Raw genomic sequence first — 22,429 nt, 5'->3', positions numbered from 1 at the left:
GTAGTTTTGCCGTTTAGCAGTAGTAAGGTGTGGACAAAATGAATAAAAAATTAACCTTTACATCGCATTTGGCGATAGGGTTTATGTTATTTGCTTTATTTTTTGGAGCTGGGAATTTAATATTTCCAGCTCAATTAGGTCAAGAGGCTGGTTCTAATGTATGGCCAGCTGTCTTTGGCTTTTTAACGACGGGTGTAACCTTGCCGTTTATTGGAATTTTAGCCATCGGGTTTTCAGGTAGTAATAATTTACAAGAATTAGCTAGTAGAGTACATCCGATGTATGGAGTGCTTTTTACTGCCATTCTTTATTTATCCATTGGGCCTTTTTTTGCTGCGCCAAGAACTGCAACTGTAGCATATGAGGTCGGAATTACTCCATTTATTCAACATAGTAATGATCAAATTGGTTTATTCGTGTTTTCGATTATATTTTTCCTTATCGCTTTATATTTTTCCTTACGTCCTGGGAAAATTGTCGAAAGTATCGGGAAAATTTTAGCACCTTTATTAGTAACTTTACTCGTTATTTTACTCGTCATCGCATTTATTAATCCTATGGGTGCCTTTCAAGATGCTACTGGAAATTATGTGCATCAAGCATATGTGACAGGATTTCTGGAAGGGTATCATACGATGGACGCACTCGCATCATTAGTATTTGGAATTATTATAATTACGATTATTCGCTCACATGGTGTGACATCGAAGTGGAAAATATTTATTGAAGCAGGTAAGTCTGGAATTATTGCGACTTTTTTATTGGCGTTTATTTATGTCGGAATCGCCCTTTTAGGTGCGAGTAGTGTGGAATCCATCGGAATGCAAGAAACAGGTGGGGCTGTTCTTAGTGGTACTGCAAACCATTATTTCGGTATATTTGGAAACACGATGTTGGCCATTGTAATGATGCTAGCTTGTTTAACGACAGCGATCGGTTTAATCATCGCAAATGCGGAATATTTCCAAACATTATTTCCGAGATTTTCATACAAACAATTCGTATACTTTTTCACGATTTTAACATTCGGATTTGCGAATTTTGGTTTAGCGAACATTATTACTTATTCCGTTCCAGTGTTAATGGTGTTATATCCATTAGCAATCGGCATTATGATGTTAAGTTTTTTATCGCCACTATTTATGCATAAACAGTTCGTTTACATAGGTTCTGTCATACTTATATTTGCAGTTTCATTATTTGATGGATGTAAAGCACTGGCAGAGTCATTAGGCGTAGAATCATTCACATGGACAAAATCTTTCGTTTCATTTTATGAAAAAATATTGCCATTGTATGGAGAAGGATTAGGTTGGTTTGCACCAGCATTCTTGTTCATTCTACTAATGATTATCTTTTTCCAAATAAAACGGCTATTTGGCAAGCGTGTTTCAGCATCCTAATGAGGAATCGCTCTTGTACCTATTCTTTTTACGTTATAATATGTAGAAAGGATAGGTTTTTTTATTGGAGGGAATAGTATGCAACGTATCTTTATTATTGAAGATGATAAAAAAATAGCACAATATTTACAAGAAGAAGTACAAAAGTATGGATATGAGGTTCAAGTTGCGACAGATTTTACAAAGATAATGGACCAATTCAATACATTTGCACCTGATATCGTTTTGTTAGATATAAATTTACCGAGTTATGATGGATTTTATTGGTGTCGTCAAATCCGTCTCGTATCTACTTGTCCAGTCATTTTCATTTCTGCTCGTGTCGGGGATATGGATCAAGTGATGGCATTGGAAAATGGCGGAGATGATTTTATTACGAAACCATTCTCTCCTGAAATTGTATTAGCAAAAATTCGTAGTCATTTACGTCGCGCATACGGAGAGTATGCGGTGCAAACGAAAGAAAGAGTCGTCGAACAAGAGGGACTACAATTGTTTGTTGAGCGTTTAGAATTGCATTTTAACGGGGAAGTTGTGTCTTTGACGAAGAAAGAATCAGATATTATAGAAATGTTATTGGAACGTTTTCCGCGTGTGGCAGGAAGAGAAGCATTATTAGAAAAACTATGGGATGACCAAATGTTCGTGGATGAAAATACATTGAATGTGAATGTGACACGAGTCCGCAAAAAATTCCAAGAAGTAGGAATTGAAAATGCGGTCGAAACTGTACGTGGGGTAGGGTATCGTTTGCACATCACATGGTGAAGGAGCATGTGTTATGAAGTTATTTATTCGTGAACATCTTTTATTAATAATCGTCCAATGTATTCAAATGGGTGCATTTATGGGCATATTACTACTCGCACGGTTTGATGATATTGCTATTATCGCCTATTGTATTTTCATTAGTTTTTTTATTTTACTTTTGTATTTAATATATATGTATTGGACGAGAAAGCATTTTTATAAAAAGATGAGCAATTCGATTGCAACATTAGATATATCTTTAGAAAAACTTGATATGGCACCAATTTCAAAGCATTTACAAAAAGTATTGAAAACACAGTACAATGCGTATGAATCAAATCGGTTAGCTTTAGAAAAGAAGCAGGAACAATATTTTATGTTTTTAGATCGCTGGATTCATCAAATGAAAACACCTGTATCTGTACTTAATTTGATGGCAAAAGATTTGGATGAACCGGAAGCATCTAATTTTCAGGAGGAAATCGATCGGTTACAAAAAGGATTAAATATGGTGTTATATATGTCTAGAGTACGTACGATGGAACATGATTTTCGTATTCAACGATTAGATTTATTGCTTATGGTACAAGATGTAATGAAAGAACATAAACGATTGTTTATCCGCAATAAAGTGTATCCGAAAATACATATTGCAGAAAATATGATGATAGAAACAGATGAGAAGTGGTTTCATTTTATATGGACACAACTAGTCGAAAACGCTGTGAAATATTCAACTGGTAAGAGCAATCGAATTGATATTTTTTATACGGAAACAAATAAAAGGAAAGTGCTATCGATAGCAGATGAAGGAGTAGGAATTCCAGAAGAAGATATTCGACGTATTTTTGATCCGTTTTATACAGGAGCAAATGGACGGGTCTTTCGTGAGTCAACCGGTATAGGGCTCTATTTAGTACAAGAAGTATGCACATACTTAGGACATCATATTGAAGTGGAATCAACGGTCCATAAAGGCACCACGTTTCATCTTGTTTTTTAAATAAAGATGGCAGTTGTAAATGGTAGTTGGTGAATTACGAAGCATTGGATAGAAGAGTGTGAAACAAAGAAAGGTAGGACATACATGCATGATACTTTAGAAAGGACAATCTATTTCTGGGGTGATCATGTTCTTATTCATTGTCCGTATTTCTAACCTTTGTTTTTCACTCTTCATTTTTTAGAAGAAAATGAGAAAGTCTTAACCTTACACCAATGTAAGATAGGTGAAAGATAGTTCGATTTTTAAACATGTACATCTGTTATAAGCTATATATAGATTGAAAGAGAGGGGAATTCAAATGTTAGAAGTGAAAAACTTAAGTAAAGTGTATGAAGGGAAAGTACCTCACCGTGCTTTAACAGATATAAATTTGTCGATTGAAAAAGGGGAATTTGTTGGGATCATGGGACCTTCTGGAAGCGGGAAAACAACATTATTAAACATGATTGCAACGATTGACGAACCGACGACAGGAGAAATTTTAATTAATGGAAAAAATCCACATACATTAGGGAAAAATGATTTAGCGAAATTCCGTCGCCGTGAAATGGGTTTCGTTTTCCAAGATTTTAATTTATTAAACACATTAACATTAGAAGAAAACATCGTTTTACCACTAACATTAGATAATACAAAAGTGAAAGAAATGGAAGAAAAGGCATATGCGATTGCACAAAAGCTAGGTATCGCAGAAATATTAAATAAACGAACATTTGAAATTTCAGGTGGTCAAGCACAGCGAGTAGCCATTGCACGTGCGATGATTCACGAACCATCCCTTGTTTTAGCGGATGAACCGACAGGGAACTTAGATTCAAAGGCATCTAAAGATGTGATGGAAATGTTATCTCGTTTAAATAAAGAAGAAGAGGCAACAATGATGCTCGTGACACATGAAGCACAAGCAGCAAGCTATTGTGATCGTGTCATCTTTATACGAGATGGAAAGCAATATGCTGAAATTCATCGAGGAGATAGCCAAAAAGTATTCTTCCAGAAAATCATTGATACATTATCTTTGTTAGGAGGGAATGACAATGACTTTTCGGAAGTTCGCATTTAATAACGTTATCAGAAATAAGCGGTTGTATGCAGCATACTTCATTAGTAGTATGTTTACCGTAATGGTATTTTTCACGTTCTTAAATTTTGCATTTCACCCGCTATTTTCGGAATCAGATATCAATAAGGCTGTATTTACAGGAATGTCTGTTGCAGGTGGAATTATTTACGTGTTTTCGTTCTTTTTTATTTTATATTCGATGAGTTCATTTTTACAGTCACGTAAAAGAGAATTCGGAATTTTAATGATTCAAGGAATGTCGACACAACAAATTCGCAAAATGGTCTTTTTAGAAAACATGTTAATTGGATTTTTAGCAACGATGCTCGGAATTTTATTTGGTGTCGTCTTTTCAAAAGGAATTTTACTCATTGCAGAAAATCTCTTAGTAATGGATGAGGCATTGAATTTTTATTTTCCTACAAAGGCAATTATTGTAACGTTTATTTCGTTCATCTTATTGTTTTTATTTATTTCAATCTTCGTGACATTTATTTTAAATACGAATAAAGTCATTACGTTAATTAAAGGAGATAAAATCGGAAAAAGTGAGCCGAAAACGAATGTCTTTCTAACCTTGATAGCGGTAGCTTTATTAGGAGCAGGTTATTTTATTGCGGTAACTGTAAAGGGTGCATCTGTTGCAGTTGCATTGCTTCCAGTAGTGACCCTTGTCACAATTGGAACATATTTATTGTTTAGTCAATTAAATGTTTACGTTATTCGTATGTTGAAGAACCGTAAAGGGCTTTTTTGGAAAAAGACGAATATGTTATTGTTTTCTGATTTAGCTTTTCGGATGAAAGATAATGCGCGTGTATTTTTTATGGTCACCATTATTTCGACGGTCGCATTTAGTGCAATTGGTACATTGGTTGGCTTCAGTTCATTGATCACAGATGGAATGAAAGACGTGAATGAATTTACGTATTCCTATACACAAGACGAAAAGGATGAAGAGGAAATTGTGACCGTTAATCGTATTTTAGATGATTATGGTTTAGATTACGAGGAGCGTGAAATAGCAGCTTATTCCGCAATGATTGATGATCGTTATGTGACAATAGTTACGCCCGAAATGTACAATGAATTTGCTTCCTTAATTGATCAAGAACCAGTTACTCTTGCAAAGGATGAAGCAATCATTGTGGAGCCAGATAGTAAGCGAGAAATGATTCCTATGAATATGGTACCTTTACCAAGTGCGATTACGCTAAAGGATGGTTCGACGGTAGAAGCAGTAAAAACAGAAGAAAAAGTGAATCCGAATGTGTTGTTAACGATGGGAGCTTTTTATGTTGTCGGTGAAAGTATTTTTGAACAATTACCTGAGCCTGAAAACATAGAATATATGTATGCATGGGAAGTAACGAAAGGTTCTGAAGATGACATTATCAATGCCGGAAGAGATATTTCACAAGAAATATTAGGATTCACAGCGGTTGATTATGTCGTTTACGATATTAATAAAGTTTGGAGTCCTGTGTTATTTGTCGGTTTATTTATCGGTATTGTATTTTTCGTTTCCGCTGGTAGTTTCTTATACTTCCGATTGTATACGGATTTAGATAGCGATAGAGAAAAATTCGCCGCAATAAGTAAAATTGGTTTAACAGAAAAAGAGATGAACAAAGTGATTAGCAAGCAAATTGGCTTACTTTTCTTTATTCCAATGAGTGTGGCAGTCATTCATGGTGCAGTTGCATTAACAGCATTATCACATATGTTCGGCCATAATTTAGTGAGAGAATCTGTGATGGTTTTAGGTAGCTTTTTCATTATCCAAGTACTCTATTTTATCGTCGTACGCTATTTTTATACAAAACAAATTCGCCGTGCTATGTAATGGTGCACACAAAAAGGTTGGGAAAACGAGGAAGAAATCCTTGTCTTTCCCAACCTTTTTAAATAAGCGTGAAATTTATTGGTCGATGATTCGTTGTATTGCCTCTAATAGGGTCGTCATTTCCTCATCTGTTCCAATTGTGATACGTACATATTGTTGGATGAAAGTAGTTCCAAAATAACGGATTAAAATATTTTCCTCACGTAATGTTTCATAAAGTATTTTCGCATCGACATTTGGATGTGTTACAAACACAAAATTTGCACTAGACGGGAGTACATGAAACCCTAAAGATTGTAGCTCCTCCGTTGTTTTTTTACGTGTTGCAATAATTTGCTTCGTCGTTTGTTCAAAATATGCCTTATCCTCAATCGCCGCAATAGCCCCTGCCATTGCGAGGCGATCAACTGGATAGGAGTTAAATGAATCTTTCATACGAATTAAAGCTTCAATTAATTTTTCATGTCCGATAGCAAAGCCGACACGTAGTCCTGCAAGGGAACGTGATTTTGACATCGTTTGGATGACGAGTATATTATCATATTTTTTCGTTAAAGAAATAGCGGAAGCTTCCGCGAAATCTACATATGCTTCATCAACGATAACAACACTGTTTGGATTATGTTGCGCAATATTCTCTATTTGCTCTAATGGCAAATAAATACTTGTCGGTGCGTTCGGATTTGGAAAAATCACGCCACCGTCAGAATGGAAAAATTTTTCGACATCGATCGTAAAATCATCAAGCAATGGCACCTCTTCATAGTCAATATTATATATATTCGCATAAACAGGATAAAAGCTATACGAAATATTAGGGAAAAGAATCTTTTTACCAGGTTCAAAAAATGCCATGAAAGAAAATGCTAACACTTCATCTGAACCATTTCCGATAAAAACATTTTCCTTTTTAACGTCATAATACTGACCAAGGCTCTCTCGTAATGTATCCATCGTTGGAGAAGGGTATAGTCGTAAGTTGCTTCCAATTTCCGCTTTTATTGCTTCAATGACCTTTGGAGAGGGACCATATGGATTTTCGTTCGTATTTAATTTAATAATATTTGTTTTATTTATTTGTTCACCTGGAATATAAGGTTTGGCACGTTTCGCCATAGAACTCCAATATTTACTCATGTCACTCTTCCTTTTTTGCAAGATGTCTTTCATATAATACGTTTTTAATATCTGTTATGGTGACGTCCGTCATATTCATTAAAACGAGCGTATGGTAAACGAGATCAGCTATTTCCCACTTAATTTCTTCTTTATCATTATTTTTTGCGCCGATAATGACTTCTGCAGCTTCTTCGCCTACTTTCTTCAACACTTTATCGATACCTTCGTTAAATAAATATGTTGTATATGCACCTTCTACAGGCTGTTGTTTTCGCTGTTCAATCGTATCGACAATTGTATGGATGACTGCACGTGTAGAAGTGTCGCCGTCAACATGATGGAAAAAGCAAGTACATTCTCCCGTATGGCACGCAGGCCCGTTCGGGGTTACTTGAATGAGTAAACTATCTGAATCACAATCTAGTTTTATTTGCTCGACTTTTTGTGTGTTGCCAGATGTTTCCCCTTTATGCCACAATGCCTGCCGGGAACGACTATAAAACCACGTTTCTTTCGTCTCAATTGTTTTTTGTAAAGATGTCTCATTCATATATGCGAGCATGAGGACATCACCTGTTTTCGCATCTTGAATGATTGCTGGGATAAGGCCATTTTCATCAAATTTTATATTGTTTAACATATTTCTAGCTCCTCTTGGAAAATTAAGCATTATTTAAAAAGCTTTTTAAGTCTGGAATGGCAATTTCGCCGTAATGGAAAACAGAAGCGGCTAAAGCTGCTTGCACGTTTTCTTCCGCTAATACAGAAGAAAAGTCCTCCATCTTTCCAGCACCACCACTTGCAATAACTGGAATGTTAATAGCGTTTGCGACCGCCTTGTTTAACGGAAGGTCATATCCTTGTTTTACACCATCTGCATCAATAGAGTTTAATAAAATCTCGGAAGCACCGAGTGCCTCACCACGTTTTGCCCACGCAATCACATCTAATCCACTATCGACTCTTCCACCGCTCGTAAAAGCATGCCATTTGTTGTCGTTAATTTTTTTGGCATCGATAGATAAAATGATTTTATCGTTACCGAATGCATATGCAGACTGTTCGATTATTGCTGGATCTTCAATCGCCGCACTTGTGATAGACACTTTGGTTGCGCCAGCTTGTAATGCTTTTGCGACATCTTCGACAGAGCGAATTCCTCCACCGACATATAATGGAAAGGAAGTAGCTACTCGAATTTCACGAACAATTTGTAAAAATGTTCGGCGATCTTTTCCGTCAATATCTAATAAAAATAATGTATCGGCATGTTCTGATTCATATCGTTTTGCTAATTGAACAGGATCAGCAACATCTGCTACATTTTTAAATTTTTGTCCCTTTACTACACGGCCATTTCGAATATCTAAACAAGGTATTATTTTATTACGCATATTATCCCTCCAATAATTGTTTTAGTGTAATTTTTCCATCATATAAAGCTTTCCCTACAATGGCACCATACATAGTGAGTTGACGTAAATTTTGTACGTCTTCCTTTGTTGTTACGCCACCAGATGCGATAACATCCATCGTCGTTGCCTCATGAATAGTTTGTTGTTCTTCTAAGTTAGGTCCTTGGAGCATGCCGTCTTTTGCGATATCTGTATAGACGATCGTTTGTACGCCGATTTTTTCTAATTTTTTCACAAGATCAAGTGCTTTTACTTCACTCGTATCAGTCCAACCATCTGTTGCAACATAGCCATTGCGTGCATCAATCGATACTGCGATTTTATCTTGGAACTTTTCTACTGCTTCTAATAAAAACGCTGGATTAGATATTGCAGCCGTTCCAATAATGACGCGGGCTACACCTATTTCTACATACTGTTCAATTACATCGATAGAACGGATTCCACCACCGACTTGAATTGGAATAGTAACCGATTTTGCTATTTCTTCGATGATAGGCTTATTTACAGAATCTCCTGTTTTAGCACCATTTAAGTCTACGATGTGAATATATGATGCCCCTTGTTTTTCCCAACTTTTTGCCACTTCTACTGGTGAATCACTATATACACGTTCTTTATTATAATCACCTTGGATCAGTCGAACACATTTACCATCTAAAATATCGATTGCTGGAAATATAATCATCTCGCTACTCCTTTATCTCTTTTATAGAACCCCTTTAGTCGATGGGATTCCTTTTACTCGTGGGTTTAATAAACTAGCCTGATCTAATGCTCTTGCAAAAGCTTTAAAAATGGCCTCGATCATATGGTGTGTATTCGTACCATATTCCACAATAATATGTAATGTCACACCTGCATGGTTCGTAAATGCTTGAAAAAACTCCTGCACTAATTCCGTATCAAATGTACCGACTTTATCTTTTAACCCTTCGACACGATAAACGAAATGTGGTCTACCACTAATATCTAAGTGGACCGTTGCTAATGCTTCGTCCATTGGGATAGAGACAGAAGCATATCGAGTAATACCTTCCTTATTGCCAATCGCTTCACGGAATGCTTGCCCTAAAGCAATCCCAATATCTTCTGTCGTATGGTGGTCATCTACTTCGGTATCTCCATTGCAATATACATCTAAATCGAATAATCCGTGTCCTTTCAATAAAACGAGCATATGATCTAAAAAACCAACACCTGTTTCAATTTTTCCTTTACCATCACCATCTACATTTAAAGCTAACGAAATTTTCGTTTCTTCTGTATCTCTAGAAATTGCATGAGTTCTCAATGAAATATCCTCCCTCTATTTATTGCTTTCGAATCGAAATCGATGCCGCGTGTGCAGTTAATCCTTCTGTTTGTGCGATTGTTTCAATAAATGTCGCTTCTTTCATGAATGCTTCTTTTGAATAACGAATAATACTAGATTTCTTTTGGAAGTCATACACTCCTAATGGGGAAGCAAATGTTGCAGTCCCACTCGTCGGTAATGTATGGTTTGGTCCTGCCATATAATCTCCTAACGGTTCGGGAGAATAATCTCCGAGAAAAATGGCTCCGGCGTGTTTGACGTCTTGTATATAATCTGTCGCATTTTCAATCATTAATTGTAAATGTTCTGGTGCGATATCATTGACGATTGCAAATGCTTCGTTCATAGTTTGTGCGATAATTATTTTTCCATTTTGTTCGATTGATTGCTTTGCAATGTCATAACGGTCAAGTGTTTGTAATTGTTTTTCCACTTCGATTTTCACTTGTTCGGCAAATGCTTCACTTGTCGTCACACAAATGGATGTGGCAGCTTCGTCATGTTCTGCTTGTGATAGAAGATCGGCTGCAACATATGCTGCATTGGCATTCTCGTCCGCAACGACACAAATTTCGCTCGGGCCAGCAATCATGTCGATCGCCACATCACCATATACCCATTTTTTCGCACGGGCGACATAGTCATTACCAGGTCCGACAATTTTATCTACTTGTTTCACTGTTTCGGTTCCATAGGCAAAAGCTGCGACTGCTTGTGCACCGCCCATTTTATAAACCGTTTGAATACCAACGATATTCGCAGCGGCTAATACGTATCGATTAATAGATCCATCCTTTTGCGGTGGTGTCGCAATGGCGATATTGTCGACCCCTGCAATGGTTGCTGGAATAGCATTCATTAAAACAGTAGAAGGGTATGCAGCTTTTCCACCAGGGATGTAAATACCGACTCTATCTAAAGGTGTGACTTGTTGGCCGAGCATTACTCCTTCACGTTCATGTAAGAGCCAAGACTTTTCCTTTTGTGCTTCATGGAATGCTTGAATATTTTTTTTTGCAACCGTCATTGCTTCGATAAATGAGCCCTCAACTTCCTCTATAGCCGTTTGGATTTCTCCTTCAGAAACAGTTAATTGATCTAAGTTTGCTCTGTCAAATTGTGCTGCATAATCAAGTAAGGCGGCATCCCCTTTTTGACGAACGGTTTGAATAATTTGTAAAACAGCTTCATCAATTTTTTCATTTCGTTCGACTTCAGTCCGCTTTTCTTCACCAAAATAATTTGCGGCATGTATCATTTTCATATTTATCACTCCACTACAACTTTTAGTTTCTCAATGAATCGTTGAATTTCATCTGTTTTTGTTGCAAAGCTTGCTTTATTGACGACAACTCTTGTACTTATATGTTCTATATCTTCGATGATTGTTAAGCCGTTTTCGCGTATTGTACTTCCGGTTTCAACGATATCAACAATACAATCTGACATGCCAATTAATGGTGCAAGCTCTACAGATCCATTTAATTTAATAGCTTCAATAGTCATTCCTTTTTTGGCGAAAAATTGTTTTGCGATATTTGGATATTTTGTCGCAACTTTTATTGTTTTTCCTTTTTGTAATGCTATATCGTGTAAGCTCGCTACAGAAAAACGACATTGCCCAATTTTTAAATCGAGAAATTCATATAAATCAGCTTCTTGTTCCAATATATTGTCACGACCAACGATACCGATATGTGCGGCACCTTGTTCTACATATGTTGTTACATCGACAGACTTAACGTATAACATTTTAATCGTTTTATCTGCACTGTAAAAAATTAGTTTGCGTGAATCCCCATTAAAATCAGGGAATGTAATGTTCGCTTTTTCGAGAAGTTTGATCGCATCTTTTGCTGTGCGACCTTTTCCGATTGCTAAAGTTATTTGTTCCAATTATGTTCGCTCCTTTAGACGATGGATAATACCCTGAACGGTTTGAAATGGGATTTTATCCCCGTCTAACAAAATATAATTTTTCTCTTTTTCTATGAAAATTTGAACGGCATGTTCGCGTATTCGTTGCAAATCAATTCCTTTATCATATGTGACCGTCTTGATCTGTTTCTCTCTTAATTGTTTTGCTAACTGTAACGCTTGTTTTATTTCCGATGCTTCATATAAAACTACGATATTTACTTCCTCTTTTTCTTTCGTGTCGATACCATCGAGGAGTAATTCGACATTTGCCGCAAATCCGATTGCCGGAATGTTTGCCTGGAAATAGTTTCCTAATGTATTGTAACGCCCACCCATTAGTACGGGGCGACCGATATTTGGTATAAACCCTTGGAAAATAACGCCTGAATAGTAATCCATCTGGTTGATTAAGCTAAAATCAATCGTTAAATATCGTTCTAATTCATATGCACATAAAATTTCATAAGTTGCTTCCAATCTTTCTATTAACGTTCGTAAACAATCGTTTAATGGTAAAGTTTTCGCCTTTTTTAATACGATATCAGGTTTGCCATATAAAAATGGTAGAGCAACCATTACTTCTTTCATCTTTTCATCGATAGCTAAATCACGTAATAATAATTCAATTTCTGCAACATTTTTCGATTGAATAAGATGTATAAGTTCTGCTAAGTCCTCTTGTGGTACATCGATTTTTTCAATCAATTTTTGAAAAAAACCTGCATGGCCGATTTCTATTTTAAAATCTTCGATGTGTAAATCTTGTAATAGATGTGCAGCGATCGCAATAACTTCTGCATCAGCTTCTGGTGCATCATAACCGAAATATTCAATACCAGCCTGCGTGTTTTCCACATATTCATTCGTAAGTTCTGCTTGACGAAACACATCTAACATATAAAAGTAACGCAAATCTTTTGTTAATGTTTCGTTGTTCATTGCTAATTGTTGTGTAATCGGAATCGTAATGTCTGGTCGTAAAACGAGGACATTTCCGCTATTATCAATTGTTTTAATCATTTCCCGTCGATTTACAGAACCATTCATTTTTGCATATAAGTCATAATGCTCAAATGTAGAAGTGTAAATTTCGTCATAACCATTCGTCATGAAACGGTCCTTTATTTGTTCGATCATCATTGCTCTACGTTTTATTTTTTCTGTGTCGATAACTAAGTCATTTTCTATGTTATGATGTAAATACATGTAACACATAACTCCTTCCACTTGAACAATTTATTGTTAACTGTGTATCTTGTTATGTTTGTATTGCATGAACAAGATGTACACGAAATGTAAAATCACTTTGTTACTTTATCACTTTACTAGACTAAAGTGAACAAATATAATTGTATGCGTAATATTCGAAAAAGTCAAAGGAAAACGAGGGGGAATTTTTTATGTACGATTTTCATATGCATAGTAATTACTCAGCAGATTGCGAGACACCAATGGAACAGACTATTCAATCAGCAATTCAAAAAGGTTTAAAAGAAATTTGTTTTACAGAACATGTTGATTATGATTATCCAGATCCGACTATTCAATTTGATTTGGATGTGGCACGTTACACAGAGGAAATTATGAGTTTACAAAAAAAGTATCGCGACCAAATTACGATTCGTAAAGGAGTCGAAATTGGTGTGCAACCACATGTACTAAAAGATTGTGAAAAGCTAGTAGATGAAAATTACTTTGATTTTATCATTTGTTCCTTACATGCTTCTGACAGAAAAAATTTACATCATGGGGATTTTTTTGAAGGACGTACAGCAGAAGAAGCGTATCAATTTTATTATGAAGAATTGTTACAATGTGTGAGAACTTATGAACATTATTCGATTTTAGGGCATATAGATTTAGTAAAGCGATATAAAACGTTAGACGTAGAGCGCAATTTCCATGACATTTTGGAAGAAATTTTTCGTGTCATTATTCCTAAAGGAAAAGGGATTGAAGTAAATACTTCTGGCTTTGCTTATGGATTAGGTTCTGCGATGCCGAGTAAAGATATTTTACAATTGTATAAAGATTGTGGAGGAGAAATTATAACGATCGGTTCAGATGCACATAAAGCAGAACATGTAGCACATGAGTTTCCAAAAACTTTACAATTGTTGCAAGAAATTGGCTTTGAATATATTGCTACATTCGAAGCACAAAAGCCAATATTTCATTCGATTGACAATATCGTTACAAGATAGCATAATCAAAGGACAAAACTTGAATAATTGATTATAATAGAGAGTAAATTTGATTGATTTGAGGAATGATTTTAGTGAATATAGAAAAACGTTTAAAAACATTATTAGGCGACGCCAATGTGGAAGTTAATAAACCTTTAAAAAACCATACGTATACTCGCTTAGGTGGGAATGCGGATTATTTTGTTACTCCGAAAACAGCTGAACAAGTACAAGAGGTTGTTCGTTTAGCAAATGAATGTGACATACCGTTTATGCTTTTAGGAAATGGCTCGAATTTAATTATTAAAGATGGTGGCATTCGTGGTATCGTTATGTACTTAGGAGAATTTAATGAAATTGAAGTCGTCGATACGACTGTCCGTGCACAAAGTGGTGCATTAATTGCAGATGTGTCAAAAGAGGCATTGCACTATCATTTAACAGGGTTAGAATTTGCTTGTGGAATCCCTGGTTCTGTCGGTGGTGCATTGTTTATGAATGCCGGGGCATATGGTGGGGAGATAAAAGACGTATTAAAAGAAGCAATCGTCATTACACCAGATGGTGAATTATTAACGATTCAGGCTGAAGACCTCCACTTATCATACCGTACGAGTAGTATTCAAACGAACGGATATATTGTGTTGGAAGCTTTATTTGAATTAGAAGTTGGTAAGTATGGAGAAATTAAATCGATGATGGATGTATTAACATATAAACGTGAATCGAAACAACCGCTAGAATATCCAACATGTGGAAGTGTGTTCAAGCGACCACCAGGAAATTTTGCTGGAAAATTAATTCAAGATAGCGGATTACAAGGGGTTCAAATCGGTGGAGCGGAAGTATCGAAAAAACATGCTGGCTTTATTATTAATAAAGATGAGGCGACAGCATCTGAGTATATTGCTTTAATTAAACATGTGCAAAAAGTGGTTAAAGAAAATTTTGATGTCGAATTAGAGCGAGAAGTACGTATTATCGGAGAAGATAAGTAGAAATAGTGATGTAGACTGCATATAATAGATGGATAAACGCCAAACAAATGTTGCAACAATTTTTGCTACTATGTAACAGGTAAGTTTGTTCTTTCTATAATGCAGTCTTTTTTTGTATAGTGATTCCGTATGAGATGTAGTAAAATAGTGGAAAGGAGGCGAAGTGCTTGTACATCATTATTATTATTTTATTAGGCTATTTATTTGGATGTTTAAATGGCTCCCAAATGATTGGCAAATTAAAAAATATTAATATAAAACAAAATGGCATGAAAAATGCCGGTGCAACTAATACGACTGTTTTGCTCGGTTGGAAATTCGGATTTATCGTCGCATTTATTGATATTATAAAAGCAGTTATTTCATTAATGGTTGCAACTGTCTTTTTAAACAAAGTTGGCGTGGCAATTGAATGGCATGTTTTATTGTTATATGTGAATGCATTATTCGTTATCGTTGGGCATAATTATCCAATTCAGATGAGTTTTAATGGTGGAAAAGGTACGGCATCTTTATTCGGTGTTCTATTATTTATCGATTGGAAGTTTGCAGTGTTAGGACTATTTATTTTATTATTATTCGCAATCGTGACAAACTACTTTGTAACTGGAACATTGATGCTATATTTATCTTTCATCGGGTACTCGTTTTATTATTTTGGACGTGGTCCCGCAACGATTGCCTTTTTATTTACGATGTTATTCGTTGTGAAACACGTTGAAAATGCGAAACGGATTGTAAATAAAGAAGAAGTAAAAGTGACGAGCCTGTTCAGAAGGGAAGTAAGTTAAGTTGATCTACTTATACTGGACATTAATCATTATATTGTTTATCCTTAGCTTTATAGGTGTGTTTGTACCAATTATTCCTGCTGTACTTTTATTGTGGGGCGGCTTTTTACTATACCATTTTATGATCGATACAGAATCGTTATCGGTCATTTTTTGGGTCACTTCACTTGTCTTGACAGGTGTGTTGTTCATCGCTGACTTTTGGACTAATCGCTATTATGTTAAAAAATATGGTGGATCTAAAAAAAGCGAATGGGGTGCCATTGTAGGTATTATTATCGGAACATTTCTGTTTCCACCATTCAGTATTATTATTTTGCCATTGCTGTTCGTGTTTTTAGTGGAATTAACAGAAAGAAAAACAGTGAAAGAGGCTACATTGGCAATGTATGGGGCGTTTTTAGGGTTTTTAAGTGGCGTTTTTGCTAAAGTTTTCATCCAACTTATGATGATTATTTTCTTTATTATTCAAATTATATTTTGATGGAAATTGTCGATTTTGCATCATTTCCCGGGAAATATAGTGGAAATTGCCGAACATTTCCTCTAAAATGAGTTTGATAAAGTAATTAATTTTAGCGGAGAGAAGGATTAGACATGGAAAAACCAGCAAGAGCATTGACAATTGCCGGTTCAGCAGCCGGTGGAAGTGCAGGGATTCAAGCGGATTTAAAAACGTTTCAAGAATTAGATGTATACGGAATGAGTACGGTTACAGCGATTGTTGGCCGTCATCCTGAAACAGATAAAAATGTTCACCCACAGACAATTGAAGCGATAGAAGCACAGTTTGATACAGCGAATAAGCAAGTTGCTTTTGATGCAATAAAGACAGGAATGCTATTTTCAAAAGAAGTGATTGAGACTGTTTCGGCATTAATCGAATCAGTTGATGTAGAGCATATCGTCGTCGATCCGGTAATGGTTGGGAAATTAGATTCCAAATTATTAAAGGAAGACGCGATTGTTGCATTGAAGGAAAAACTAATTCCATTAGCTACCGTTATTACACCAAATATGACAGAGGCATCTATTTTATTAAATGATCGTCCATTGAAAACAGTGGATGATTTAAAACAAGCAGCGATTGATCTACATGAATTAGGACCTGAATTCGTCTTAGTAAAGGGCGGAAGATTAGATGGACCTGCCGTAGATGTGTTGTATGAAGGAACGAAGCTTACGACATTAGAAGCGCCTAGAATTGATACGGTAAATACGAGTGGGGCAGGATGCACGTATTCTGCTGCTATCGCTGCATACTTAGCAAAAGGAAAAAACATTCATGATGCTGTAGCACTAGCAAAAAGTTTTATTACGACAGCGATTGAACATAGTTTTTCTTACAATGATATGGTCGGGCCGACATACCATGCAGCAGAACGAAAATTTGGCGAAGCACATCACATTCAAATCAATACCGAAAAAATATAATTTATTGTGGAGGTATTTCTGTGAAGAAAGCATTAATCAATATTGATTATACGTATGATTTTGTGGCGGAAGATGGAAAGTTAACTTGTGGAGCACCGGGACAAGCATTGGAAGATAGTATCGTACATCTTACAAAGGAATTCATTGAAAATGGTGATTTTGTCGCATTTGGCATTGATGCACATGAAGAGGGAGACGAGTATCATCCAGAATCGGCATTGTTCCCACCACATAATATTGTTGGAACAAGTGGCATGGAATTATATGGGGCTTTAAAAACATTATACGAAAAACATAAAACAGACGAGAATGTTTATTACTTTGAAAAAACAAGGTATAGTGCATTTGCCGGAACTAGTTTAGAAATAAAATTACGTGAACGTCAAATTGAAGAAGTGCATTTAGTTGGTGTATGTACGGATATTTGTATTTTGCATACAGCGGTTGATGCATATAATAAAGGCTTTAAAATCGTTGTCCATGAAAATGGGGTAGCGAGTTTTAATCAAAAAGGACATGAATGGGCATTAGAACATTTTGTACATACGTTAGGTGCAACGGTTGTGAAGTAAGTTTTTTGAATTTGAATTACAAATTTATTGACAATTGTAAAGATTTTGCTATGATAAATATGAAAACTAAATGAAACAATTATGACGAGAAAGACATGTTTGTTAATTTGGTAGCAAAAGAGAGCTAGTGGTTGGTGAAAACTAGTGCATCGAATTAATGAATAGCCCTTTTGAATAGACGGACAGAATGAAGTATGTTCGTACGTACAGTGTGCGTTAAACACGAAGCCAATGAAGACTATATGAATACATATAGTGAAAAAGGGTGGTACCGCGTAAATATAACTTTTCGCCCCTTATTTTATAAGGGGTGGAAGGTTTTTTATTTTTATAAAAAGGAAAGAAGGGTTGTCCAACAAAAGAAGAGCGCTAGCAAGATACGGTTAGAAGAATTGAGCGAATTATACGAAATTTTACTTAATATGAGGAGGACTACGGTCGTGTTCAAAATTTTAATTAGTGATCCTTTAAGTGAGGATGGAATTTATCCATTAAGACAGGCAGATAATTTAGAAGTTGTGATCGAAACAGATTTAACAGAGGAACAGTTATTGCAAAGAATTCCAGAGTTTGATGGTTTATTAGTACGAAGCCAAACACAAGTAACTCGTGAAGTAATTGAAAAAGGGCATAACTTAAAAGTAATTGGTCGTGCTGGTGTTGGTGTCGATAACATTGATTTAGATGCTGCGACAGAAAATGGTATTATCGTTGTGAATGCACCAGATGGAAATACAAACTCAGCTGCAGAACATACGATGGCTATGCTAATGTCTTTAGCGAGAAACATTCCACAAGCTTACTTATCTATTAAAGAGAAAAAGTGGGATCGCAAATCATATGTTGGGGTAGAATTACGTGATAAAGTTCTAGGAATTGTTGGCTTAGGTCGTATCGGAGCAGAAGTTGCACGACGTGCGAAAGGACAACGTATGAAAGTAATCGCATATGATCCGTTCTTTTCTGAAGAAAAGGCTGAAGCGATGGGCATTGGGTTTGCAACATTTGATCAAGTGCTAGAGGAAGCTGATTTTATTACGGTACATACACCGTTAATGAAAGAAACACGTCATATTATTAATGAGGACGCATTTGCAAAAATGAAAGATGGCGTTCGTATTATTAACTGTGCTCGTGGAGGAATTATTCAAGAGGATCATTTATATGATGCTGTTGTTAGTGGCAAAGTTGCTGGTGCAGCGCTTGACGTTTTTGAAGAGGAGCCAGCAGTAGACCATAAAGTATTAACATTACCACAAGTTATTGCGACACCGCATTTAGGTGCAAGTACAATAGAGGCACAAGAGAATGTTGCTATTGATGTTAGTGAAGATGTTGTACGTATTTTATCTGGTGGTTTAGCAAGAAACCCAGTAAACATTCCATCTGTACCACGTGAAATTATGCGTAAAATTGAACCATATTTCTATTTATCTGAAAAACTTGGTAAATTTTTAGCGCAATTAGATGCAGGTGCGATTGAAGAAATTAATATTAATTATGCGGGGGATTTAACTGCTTTAGAAATTGCTCCATTAACGCAAAACACATTAAAAGGTTTACTAAGCAAGTATGTAGGTGCACGTGTAAACAACGTAAACGCAAGTTACCTAGCAGAACGCCGCGGCATTACAGTGCATGAAAATAAAACGTCAGCAGCTCGTGGATTTACAAACCTAATGACAGTTGAAATTGTAACGAAGGACGCAACACGTCGTGTGTCTGGTACTTTATTAAATGGTTTAGGATCACGGATCGTAAAAGTAGATGACTATAGCATGGATGTGATTCCAGAAGGTCATTTAGTATTAATCCATCACCAAGACCAGCCTGGTGCGATCGGTCGCGTTGGAAACTTACTTGCTGCAAATGATGTAAACATCGCAACGATGCAAGTGGGTCGCTTAAAAGTTGGCGGAAATGCCATTATGATGTTAACAATCGATCGTCCGTTAACAGATGATGAAGTCAATCAGATCCGTGAGATGGAAGGATTTGAAAAAGTTACAAAAGTAGATTTATAATTTGCATAAGAAAAACCGAAGAGGCTAATAGCTTCTTCGGTTTTTTGTTTTTTGTAGTAGTTGTGTCTATTGTATTCTTCATCGCATCTACCACACGCCGAGTTGCATCTGAATTTTATTTATTGCATCTGTTTTTGTAGTAGTCGCATCTGAATTACCTTTATTGCATCTGTTTTTGCTGTAGTTGCATCTGAATTTTATTTATTGCATCTATTTTTGCTGTAGTTGCATCTAAAATTCCTTTATTGCATCTGTTTTTGTAGTAGTTGCATCTGAATTACCTTTATTGCATCTGTTTTTGCTGTAGTTGCATCTGAATTTCATTTATCGCATCTGTTTTTGCTGTAGTTGCATCTGAATTTCATTTATCGCATCTGTTTTTGCTGTAGTTGCATCTGAATTACCTTTATTGCATCTGTTTATGTTGTTGTTGCATCTGAATTACCTTTATTGCATCTAAGATTCCTTTATTGCATCTATTTTTGCGGTAGTTGCATCTAAAATTCCTTTATCGCATCTGTTTTTTTCCGTAGTCGCATCTACAATTTCATTATCGCATCCTTTCAATCCAGAGTCGCACCTACTACACTCGCCATCGCATCTACCAGTGACACTAGTTACCCTAAACGTGCATGCTTGACAATCGCATATAGTATGTATATATTTAACAGTATATAAGAAAGAAACGTTGATGTGGAATAGTATAGTTTCTACCTCTTTTTACAGAAAGGGAATGGCGATGAGAATTTCCGAAAGAGCGAACTAGAACCTACCAGCTGAGTTTGTGTTATCTCCTCTATAACATGGGGATAACGCACGGTACATGCCGTTATAATGTAAGAGTGTATATACGAGAAGCAAGCCATCAATCATTCGTATGTAAACAAGGGTGGTACCACCAAATCCTCGGTCCCTTATTGGATTTCGGGGGTATTTTTATGTTTTTTTGATTGAAAATAATACAAGTGTGAGGGAATAATAATGAGTAAAAAGAAACAATTTGTGGAACAAATTACGTCGATGGAAGAAGACTTTGCACAATGGTATACAGACGTTGTCAAGGAAGCTGAATTAGTTGATTATGGTCCGGTTCGTGGGACGATGATCATTGAACCATATGGTTTTGCGTTATGGGAGAACATTCGTGATGAACTCGACCGTCAAATTAAAGAAACGGGACATGAGAACGTACAATTCCCACTATTTATTCCTGAAAGTTTATTACAAAAAGAGAAAGATCATGTAGAAGGTTTCGCACCTGAAGTTGCATGGGTAACACATGGGGGAGATGCCGAATTAGGAGAACGTATTTGTGTTCGTCCAACATCTGAAGTGCTTTTCTGTGATTATTATGCAAACAAAATTCATTCTTACCGTGATCTACCGAAATTATATAACCAATGGGCAAACGTAGTTCGTTGGGAAAAAACGACACGCCCATTTTTACGTTCGTTAGAATTTTTATGGCAGGAAGGACATACGGCACATGCGACACGTGAAGAAGCTGCAGAAGAAACAGACCGTATGTTAGAAGTATATGCAGATGTAGTAGAAAATTACTTAGCGATTCCTGTGTTAAAAGGTCGAAAAACAGAATCAGAAAAATTCGCTGGTGCAGAATATACATTAACGATCGAAACATTAATGCATGACGGTAAAGCACTACAAGCCGGCACGTCACATTTATTTGGTGATGGATTTGCACGTGCATTTGATATTACGTATTTAGATAAAGAAGGGAAACAACAATACGTACACCAAACTTCATGGGGGATTACAACTCGTTTAATTGGAGCCCTTATTATGGTACATGGTGATAATCGTGGATTAGTAATTCCGCCAAAAATTGCACCGAAACAAGTAATGATTGTACCGATCGCACAACATAAAGAAGGTGTCTTGGATCGTGCATATGACTTACGTGATCAATTAGCAAAAATTGCACGAGTGGATATTGATGCGAGCGATAAAATGCCTGGATGGAAGTTTAATGAATGTGAAATGAAAGGTTATCCAATTCGTGTAGAAATTGGTCCGAAAGATATCGAGAAAAATCAAGCAGTACTTGTTCGTCGTGATACAGGCGAAAAGGAATTTATAGCATTAGATGAGATTGAAGCACGCGTTCCAGCTTTATTAGAAGAAATTCAACAAAACTTATTTGATCGAGCATTCGAACATCGTAACAAGAAAACAACTGCTGTGAAGAGCATCGAAGAAATGGAAAAAGCATTAGAAGAAAATGCTGGATTTATGAAAGCAATGTGGTGTGGAGAAGAGGCTTGTGAAGAGGAAGTAAAAGAAGCATTACAAGTTACATCAAGATGTATCCCAAGAGAACAAGAGAAAATTGCTGACACATGTTTCTGCTGTGGAAAAGAAGCGGATAAAATGGTGTATTGGGCAAGAGCATATTAATATAGATAACACCTTTAACTAGTGAACCATCTTCTAGTTAAAGGTGTTTTGTATGAAATATATTAAATAGGTGGTTGGGAAAAACTAAAAAACAATATTTTTAGACATTATAGCGGTTTTACATGAATTAAAAGACTTTTTTTCGTAGAGCGTATTTTACTTTGTT

The 22,429-nt window shown here is 36.1% G+C and carries 21 protein-coding genes and 2 other annotated features; of the genes, 13 read left to right on the top strand and 8 right to left on the bottom strand.

Annotated features, from left to right (window positions below):
• Positions 1-38 precede the first annotated feature (38 nt).
• The 5 genes from brnQ to SPD45_RS04175 all read left to right on the top strand — a co-directional run bounded on the left by brnQ (position 39) and on the right by SPD45_RS04175 (position 6,068).
• Entirely contained in the window at positions 39-1,403 is a 1,365-nt protein-coding gene (brnQ, locus tag SPD45_RS04195; protein ID WP_336266451.1) for a branched-chain amino acid transport system II carrier protein, read from the top strand.
• Between the two features lie 78 nt (positions 1,404-1,481).
• Positions 1,482-2,171 (top strand): response regulator transcription factor, encoded by a 690-nt coding sequence (locus tag SPD45_RS04190; RefSeq protein ID WP_336266450.1) that lies wholly within the window; start codon positions 1,482-1,484, stop codon positions 2,169-2,171.
• 13 nt (positions 2,172-2,184) lie between these two features.
• The gene (locus SPD45_RS04185) at positions 2,185-3,156 is read left to right on the top strand and encodes a sensor histidine kinase (RefSeq protein ID WP_336266449.1); all 972 of its coding nucleotides are present in this window, start codon (positions 2,185-2,187) and stop codon (positions 3,154-3,156) included.
• A gap of 301 nt (positions 3,157-3,457) precedes the next feature.
• Positions 3,458-4,222: an ABC transporter ATP-binding protein gene (locus tag SPD45_RS04180; RefSeq protein WP_336266448.1), complete on the top strand. Its 765-nt coding sequence runs from the start codon at positions 3,458-3,460 to the stop codon at positions 4,220-4,222.
• Complete coding sequence (locus tag SPD45_RS04175; RefSeq protein WP_336266447.1) at positions 4,197-6,068, top strand: ABC transporter permease; 1,872 nt, start codon at positions 4,197-4,199, stop codon at positions 6,066-6,068. Before SPD45_RS04180 ends, SPD45_RS04175 begins: the two co-directional genes overlap by 26 nt.
• Positions 6,069-6,143: 75 nt before the next feature.
• On the opposite strand, the gene hisC is transcribed toward SPD45_RS04175, so the two are convergent.
• The 8 genes from hisC to hisZ are packed head-to-tail and all read right to left on the bottom strand — an operon-like array spanning position 6,144 to position 13,046.
• Positions 6,144-7,205 (bottom strand): histidinol-phosphate transaminase, encoded by a 1,062-nt coding sequence (gene hisC, locus SPD45_RS04170; protein ID WP_336266446.1) that lies wholly within the window; start codon positions 7,203-7,205, stop codon positions 6,144-6,146.
• Between the two features lies 1 nt (position 7,206).
• A complete protein-coding gene (gene hisIE, locus SPD45_RS04165) occupies positions 7,207-7,827 on the bottom strand; it encodes a bifunctional phosphoribosyl-AMP cyclohydrolase/phosphoribosyl-ATP diphosphatase HisIE (RefSeq protein ID WP_336266445.1) in 621 nt (206 codons plus the stop codon).
• A gap of 22 nt (positions 7,828-7,849) precedes the next feature.
• A complete protein-coding gene (gene hisF / locus SPD45_RS04160) occupies positions 7,850-8,581 on the bottom strand; it encodes an imidazole glycerol phosphate synthase subunit HisF (RefSeq protein WP_336266444.1) in 732 nt (243 codons plus the stop codon).
• Position 8,582: 1 nt separating this feature from the next.
• On the bottom strand, positions 8,583-9,290 hold the full coding sequence (gene hisA / locus SPD45_RS04155; RefSeq protein ID WP_336266442.1) for a 1-(5-phosphoribosyl)-5-[(5-phosphoribosylamino)methylideneamino]imidazole-4-carboxamide isomerase: 708 nt from the start codon (positions 9,288-9,290) through the stop codon (positions 8,583-8,585).
• A 21-nt stretch (positions 9,291-9,311) separates the two neighbouring features.
• Positions 9,312-9,896 carry an imidazoleglycerol-phosphate dehydratase HisB gene (gene hisB, locus SPD45_RS04150; protein ID WP_336266441.1) on the bottom strand — a complete coding sequence of 195 codons (585 nt, stop codon included), beginning with the start codon at positions 9,894-9,896 and terminating at the stop codon, positions 9,312-9,314.
• A 19-nt stretch (positions 9,897-9,915) separates the two neighbouring features.
• Entirely contained in the window at positions 9,916-11,184 is a 1,269-nt protein-coding gene (gene hisD, locus SPD45_RS04145) for a histidinol dehydrogenase (RefSeq protein WP_336266440.1), read from the bottom strand.
• Positions 11,185-11,189: 5 nt separating this feature from the next.
• Entirely contained in the window at positions 11,190-11,816 is a 627-nt protein-coding gene (hisG, locus tag SPD45_RS04140) for an ATP phosphoribosyltransferase (protein WP_336266439.1), read from the bottom strand.
• Entirely contained in the window at positions 11,817-13,046 is a 1,230-nt protein-coding gene (gene hisZ, locus SPD45_RS04135; protein WP_336266437.1) for an ATP phosphoribosyltransferase regulatory subunit, read from the bottom strand.
• Positions 13,047-13,240: 194 nt separating this feature from the next.
• Here hisZ and SPD45_RS04130 point away from each other — a divergent pair, with 194 nt between their 5' ends.
• The 8 genes from SPD45_RS04130 (at position 13,241) to proS (ending at position 22,263) form a co-directional block, all read left to right on the top strand.
• Positions 13,241-14,044 (top strand): histidinol-phosphatase HisJ family protein, encoded by an 804-nt coding sequence (locus tag SPD45_RS04130; RefSeq protein ID WP_336266436.1) that lies wholly within the window; start codon positions 13,241-13,243, stop codon positions 14,042-14,044.
• Positions 14,045-14,118: 74 nt separating this feature from the next.
• Positions 14,119-15,024 (top strand): UDP-N-acetylmuramate dehydrogenase, encoded by a 906-nt coding sequence (murB, locus tag SPD45_RS04125; protein ID WP_336266435.1) that lies wholly within the window; start codon positions 14,119-14,121, stop codon positions 15,022-15,024.
• Positions 15,025-15,191: 167 nt separating this feature from the next.
• Entirely contained in the window at positions 15,192-15,815 is a 624-nt protein-coding gene (locus SPD45_RS04120; protein WP_336266433.1) for a glycerol-3-phosphate acyltransferase, read from the top strand.
• A gap of 1 nt (position 15,816) precedes the next feature.
• Entirely contained in the window at positions 15,817-16,299 is a 483-nt protein-coding gene (locus SPD45_RS04115) for a DUF456 domain-containing protein (protein ID WP_336266432.1), read from the top strand.
• A gap of 113 nt (positions 16,300-16,412) precedes the next feature.
• Positions 16,413-17,249: a bifunctional hydroxymethylpyrimidine kinase/phosphomethylpyrimidine kinase gene (thiD, locus tag SPD45_RS04110; RefSeq protein WP_336266431.1), complete on the top strand. Its 837-nt coding sequence runs from the start codon at positions 16,413-16,415 to the stop codon at positions 17,247-17,249.
• A 20-nt stretch (positions 17,250-17,269) separates the two neighbouring features.
• The gene (locus tag SPD45_RS04105) at positions 17,270-17,821 is read left to right on the top strand and encodes a cysteine hydrolase family protein (RefSeq protein WP_336266430.1); all 552 of its coding nucleotides are present in this window, start codon (positions 17,270-17,272) and stop codon (positions 17,819-17,821) included.
• Positions 17,822-17,896: 75 nt separating this feature from the next.
• Positions 17,897-18,121, top strand: a binding site (T-box leader).
• A gap of 122 nt (positions 18,122-18,243) precedes the next feature.
• Complete coding sequence (serA, locus tag SPD45_RS04100; RefSeq protein WP_336266618.1) at positions 18,244-19,845, top strand: phosphoglycerate dehydrogenase; 1,602 nt, start codon at positions 18,244-18,246, stop codon at positions 19,843-19,845.
• Positions 19,846-20,524: 679 nt separating this feature from the next.
• Positions 20,525-20,763, top strand: a binding site (T-box leader).
• A gap of 63 nt (positions 20,764-20,826) precedes the next feature.
• Positions 20,827-22,263 (top strand): proline--tRNA ligase, encoded by a 1,437-nt coding sequence (gene proS / locus SPD45_RS04095; RefSeq protein WP_336266428.1) that lies wholly within the window; start codon positions 20,827-20,829, stop codon positions 22,261-22,263.
• Positions 22,264-22,429: the final 166 nt, after the last annotated feature.

Source organism: Pseudogracilibacillus sp. SO10305 (assembly GCF_037072005.1).
In the GTDB taxonomy this organism is placed as follows: Bacteria; Bacillota; Bacilli; order Bacillales; family Amphibacillaceae; genus Pseudogracilibacillus; species Pseudogracilibacillus intestinigallinarum.
Note: the sequence above shows the minus strand (reverse complement) of the source record. Positions and strands in the feature narration are given on the sequence as shown.

Coding starts and splice junctions, on each gene's coding strand:
- brnQ (WP_336266451.1), top strand. CDS start 39: ATGAATAAAAAATTAACCTTTACATCGCATTTGGCGATAGGGTTTATG.
- SPD45_RS04190 (WP_336266450.1), top strand. CDS start 1,482: ATGCAACGTATCTTTATTATTGAAGATGATAAAAAAATAGCACAATAT.
- SPD45_RS04185 (WP_336266449.1), top strand. CDS start 2,185: ATGAAGTTATTTATTCGTGAACATCTTTTATTAATAATCGTCCAATGT.
- SPD45_RS04180 (WP_336266448.1), top strand. CDS start 3,458: ATGTTAGAAGTGAAAAACTTAAGTAAAGTGTATGAAGGGAAAGTACCT.
- SPD45_RS04175 (WP_336266447.1), top strand. CDS start 4,197: ATGACTTTTCGGAAGTTCGCATTTAATAACGTTATCAGAAATAAGCGG.
- hisC (WP_336266446.1), bottom strand. CDS start 7,205: ATGAGTAAATATTGGAGTTCTATGGCGAAACGTGCCAAACCTTATATT.
- hisIE (WP_336266445.1), bottom strand. CDS start 7,827: ATGTTAAACAATATAAAATTTGATGAAAATGGCCTTATCCCAGCAATC.
- hisF (WP_336266444.1), bottom strand. CDS start 8,581: ATGCGTAATAAAATAATACCTTGTTTAGATATTCGAAATGGCCGTGTA.
- hisA (WP_336266442.1), bottom strand. CDS start 9,290: ATGATTATATTTCCAGCAATCGATATTTTAGATGGTAAATGTGTTCGA.
- hisD (WP_336266440.1), bottom strand. CDS start 11,184: ATGAAAATGATACATGCCGCAAATTATTTTGGTGAAGAAAAGCGGACT.
- hisZ (WP_336266437.1), bottom strand. CDS start 13,046: ATGTATTTACATCATAACATAGAAAATGACTTAGTTATCGACACAGAA.
- SPD45_RS04130 (WP_336266436.1), top strand. CDS start 13,241: ATGTACGATTTTCATATGCATAGTAATTACTCAGCAGATTGCGAGACA.
- thiD (WP_336266431.1), top strand. CDS start 16,413: ATGGAAAAACCAGCAAGAGCATTGACAATTGCCGGTTCAGCAGCCGGT.
- serA (WP_336266618.1), top strand. CDS start 18,244: ATGAGGAGGACTACGGTCGTGTTCAAAATTTTAATTAGTGATCCTTTA.
- proS (WP_336266428.1), top strand. CDS start 20,827: ATGAGTAAAAAGAAACAATTTGTGGAACAAATTACGTCGATGGAAGAA.